Below are 2,575 nucleotides of genomic sequence, written 5' to 3'. Positions count from 1 at the left end.
AGTGTGGAGGCGAGAGCCGACGCGCTGCAATGCTCCGAGGCGATCGTCTTCATACAGCAAACCCTCCGATGGATGTGACCCATCGGAGGGTTTGTTGCTTCAACTCCCGGACCTCAATCTCCGGGATGACTCATGTCTCGTTCGTGCGGCCGGAAGCGGCTACTGGTGCGGGGCCACCGCCGTGCCGCCGCCCAGGTAGCGGCGGACCTGCGCGCCCACCCCCGGCACCTCCCACTCGTCGCCCTGGTAGGCGCGGTACATGAGGTAGAGCCAGAGGACGAAGCCGCCGAGCCCCACCGCCAGGGAGAGGGCCAGGCCGATCAGCCACCCGATGATGGGGACGACCGCCAGGACCGCGCCGAGCACCATCAGCACGACGTTCACCGCGAAGAGCGCGATGCTGATGCCGATGGACTGCGCGGCGTGGAAGCGGACGAAGCGGCTCTCCTTCTCCAGCACGAGGAACAGGATCCCGGTGATCGGGCCGACGAGGTAGGAGAGCGCACCGGCGACGTTGGGGGCGAGGCCGGTCGTTCCCTGCGGGGTGCTGGGCGTTTCGGACATGCGGACCTCCGTGCGGAAGGGGGTGCTCCACCGGGCCGCGGGCGCGGCGGGCGGGGCGGAGGCGAAGGTGGACGGGGAGGCCGCGGGCGCGGCCCCACGCTGAAGATCCACACGCAAGCCACACACTGTCAAGGCCTTCGGGCCGAGCGCAACGAAAACACTTGACCCGGCGCCCCCCGCACTGCATTTGTTACGGCCTCCGCGCGTTCGCGCCGTCCCACCCCTTCCCGGAGGCCGTCATGCTCCCGTCGCCGCCCGCCCCACGCTCCCGCCTCGCCCGCATCGTCCCCGCCGGGATGCTCGCCCTCGCCCTCGCTGCCTGCGGCGGAGGCGGCGACGCGGACGAAGCGAGCCCGGACGACGTGGACCAGAGCACTCCCGTGGCCGTCACCGACGAGGAGCTGGCGAAGTTCAAGGCTCCCGCGGACAGCGTGCTGACGCCGGCTCAGGTGGAGGCGTACCTGAAGACCAGCCTCCTGCAGTTCGACCTGGTGCGCAAGGAGAGCGAGGGGCTGCACGCGAGCTTCCAGGAGATGGAGAAGCGGCAGGAGAAGGGCGGCGCGCTGGGGGGACTCCGCAACATGATGGCCGCCGGCCAGACCATGTACCGGATGACCGACCTGATCGGCGGGAGCTACATCCGCTCCGCCCGCACCCTGGGGCAGAACCCGGCGGAGATGGAGTGGGTGCGGGAGCGCATGGGCGAGGTGGCGATGTACCTGGCGATGAAGCCCATGTACGAAGCCGCCGGCCAGGGCGCGCAGCAGGTGCGCGCGCAGGCGGAGGAGATGCGGCGCATGCTCGCCTCCGGCCAGAACCCCGGCTTCACCGAGGCCGACGTGCAGGAGATGCTGCAGTCCGCCGAGCAGATGGAGGCGGAGGCGCGGGCGGAGTCCCGGGCGGCGCGCTCGGTGGCGGCGAACGTGGAGGTGCTGCGCCGGGGACGCCCGGCGGTGACGGACGCCATGTGGGGGACGGTGGGAATGGCGGGGAGCGCCACGGGGCTGATCGCGCTCTCCGGCCTCGGCGACCCGCAGGACGCGGAGGCGCAGCGCAAGCTGGACGAGTTCCGGCAGGTGTTCCAGGATGCCCTGGCGAACCGCGTCTCCCCGGGAATGGAAAACGCCCCGGCGCAGCCGCAGTCGTAGCCGCCTGCACGAGAAGGCCGAACGGCGGAGCGGCGTCCCGGGCGGGGCGCCGCTCCGCCGTTGCCCGTTCAGGGAGATCCCCCTGGACCGCGCTGGTGCCGGACGGCCGTTGCGTCCGGCATCACGGTTCCCGACCGGAGGAAGCATGGCACAGCTGTATCGGCAAACCCAGCGGGGCACGGTGACCGTCGTCGCGGTGGGCCTCAGCGCCGGGTCCATGATCCTCCTGCTGCTCGTCGCTCCGCCGGGGCCGGCGGAGCGGGCCGCAAAGGCGCTCGCCTGACGACCAGCGCGGATCGCGATCTCCCGACTGCCCTGGAAACATGACCCCGCTGTCCTCCACCCCTGAGGCGCCCCACCGCCGACCCAGCATGCCTGCGCTCACGACCCAGCTCGACGAAACCCCTTCCGGTGCGGACCTGGACCGCATCGTCCGGGGGGTGCGCGCCTTCAACCGCAGCGTCGGGGGTCAGGAGCCGCCGCGCCCGGTCGCCTGCTTCCTTCGCGACGGCGCCGGCGAGATGGTGGGCGGGGCATGGGGGGAGCTCTGGGGTCGTGCCCTGCACGTGGCCGCCCTCTGGGTGGACGAGGGCCTGCGCGGGCAGGGGCACGGTGCGGCGCTGCTGCGGGAGCTGGAGGCGTACGCGCTGCGCCGGGGGCATCCGCTGGCCTACGTGGAGACACTGAGCTACCAGGCCCGGCCCTTCTACGAGAAGCAGGGCTACCGCGTGTTCGGGGAGCTGGAGGGGGTCGCCGAGGGGTGCACGTACTACTTCCTGCGGAAGGACCTGGGGTCTGCTGCTCCGCCGGCCTGAAGCCTGTTCTTCGCCGCGGAGCGGGACGCCCCGGCCGCGGCAGCGGCC

4 protein-coding genes are annotated in these 2,575 nt (G+C 72.0%); 3 read left to right on the top strand and 1 reads right to left on the bottom strand.

Translation table 11 applies throughout. The annotated features are described in order from the left end of the window. Positions 1-159: 159 nt before the first annotated feature. The gene (locus VGR37_09735; GenBank protein HEV2147669.1) at positions 160-564 is read right to left on the bottom strand and encodes a DUF4870 domain-containing protein; all 405 of its coding nucleotides are present in this window, start codon (positions 562-564) and stop codon (positions 160-162) included. Positions 565-803: 239 nt separating this feature from the next. Here VGR37_09735 and VGR37_09730 point away from each other — a divergent pair, with 239 nt between their 5' ends. From VGR37_09730 to VGR37_09720, 3 genes are all read left to right on the top strand, one after another. Continuing rightward, the gene (locus tag VGR37_09730) at positions 804-1,712 is read left to right on the top strand and encodes a hypothetical protein (GenBank protein ID HEV2147668.1); all 909 of its coding nucleotides are present in this window, start codon (positions 804-806) and stop codon (positions 1,710-1,712) included. 145 nt (positions 1,713-1,857) lie between these two features. Continuing rightward, entirely contained in the window at positions 1,858-1,995 is a 138-nt protein-coding gene (locus tag VGR37_09725) for a hypothetical protein (GenBank protein HEV2147667.1), read from the top strand. An 88-nt stretch (positions 1,996-2,083) separates the two neighbouring features. Then, on the top strand, positions 2,084-2,527 hold the full coding sequence (locus tag VGR37_09720; GenBank protein HEV2147666.1) for a GNAT family N-acetyltransferase: 444 nt from the start codon (positions 2,084-2,086) through the stop codon (positions 2,525-2,527). Positions 2,528-2,575: the final 48 nt, after the last annotated feature.

It is taken from the genome of Longimicrobiaceae bacterium (assembly GCA_035936415.1).
In the GTDB taxonomy this organism is placed as follows: Bacteria; Gemmatimonadota; Gemmatimonadetes; order Longimicrobiales; family Longimicrobiaceae; genus JAFAYN01.
The sequence above is the reverse complement of the archived record's forward strand: the minus strand, read 5'-3'. Positions and strand labels throughout refer to the sequence as shown.

Excerpts from the sequence above, each read along its gene's own strand:
- VGR37_09735 (HEV2147669.1), bottom strand. The coding sequence starts at position 564 with ATGTCCGAAACGCCCAGCACCCCGCAGGGAACGACCGGCCTCGCCCCC.
- VGR37_09730 (HEV2147668.1), top strand. The coding sequence starts at position 804 with ATGCTCCCGTCGCCGCCCGCCCCACGCTCCCGCCTCGCCCGCATCGTC.
- VGR37_09725 (HEV2147667.1), top strand. The coding sequence starts at position 1,858 with ATGGCACAGCTGTATCGGCAAACCCAGCGGGGCACGGTGACCGTCGTC.
- VGR37_09720 (HEV2147666.1), top strand. The coding sequence starts at position 2,084 with ATGCCTGCGCTCACGACCCAGCTCGACGAAACCCCTTCCGGTGCGGAC.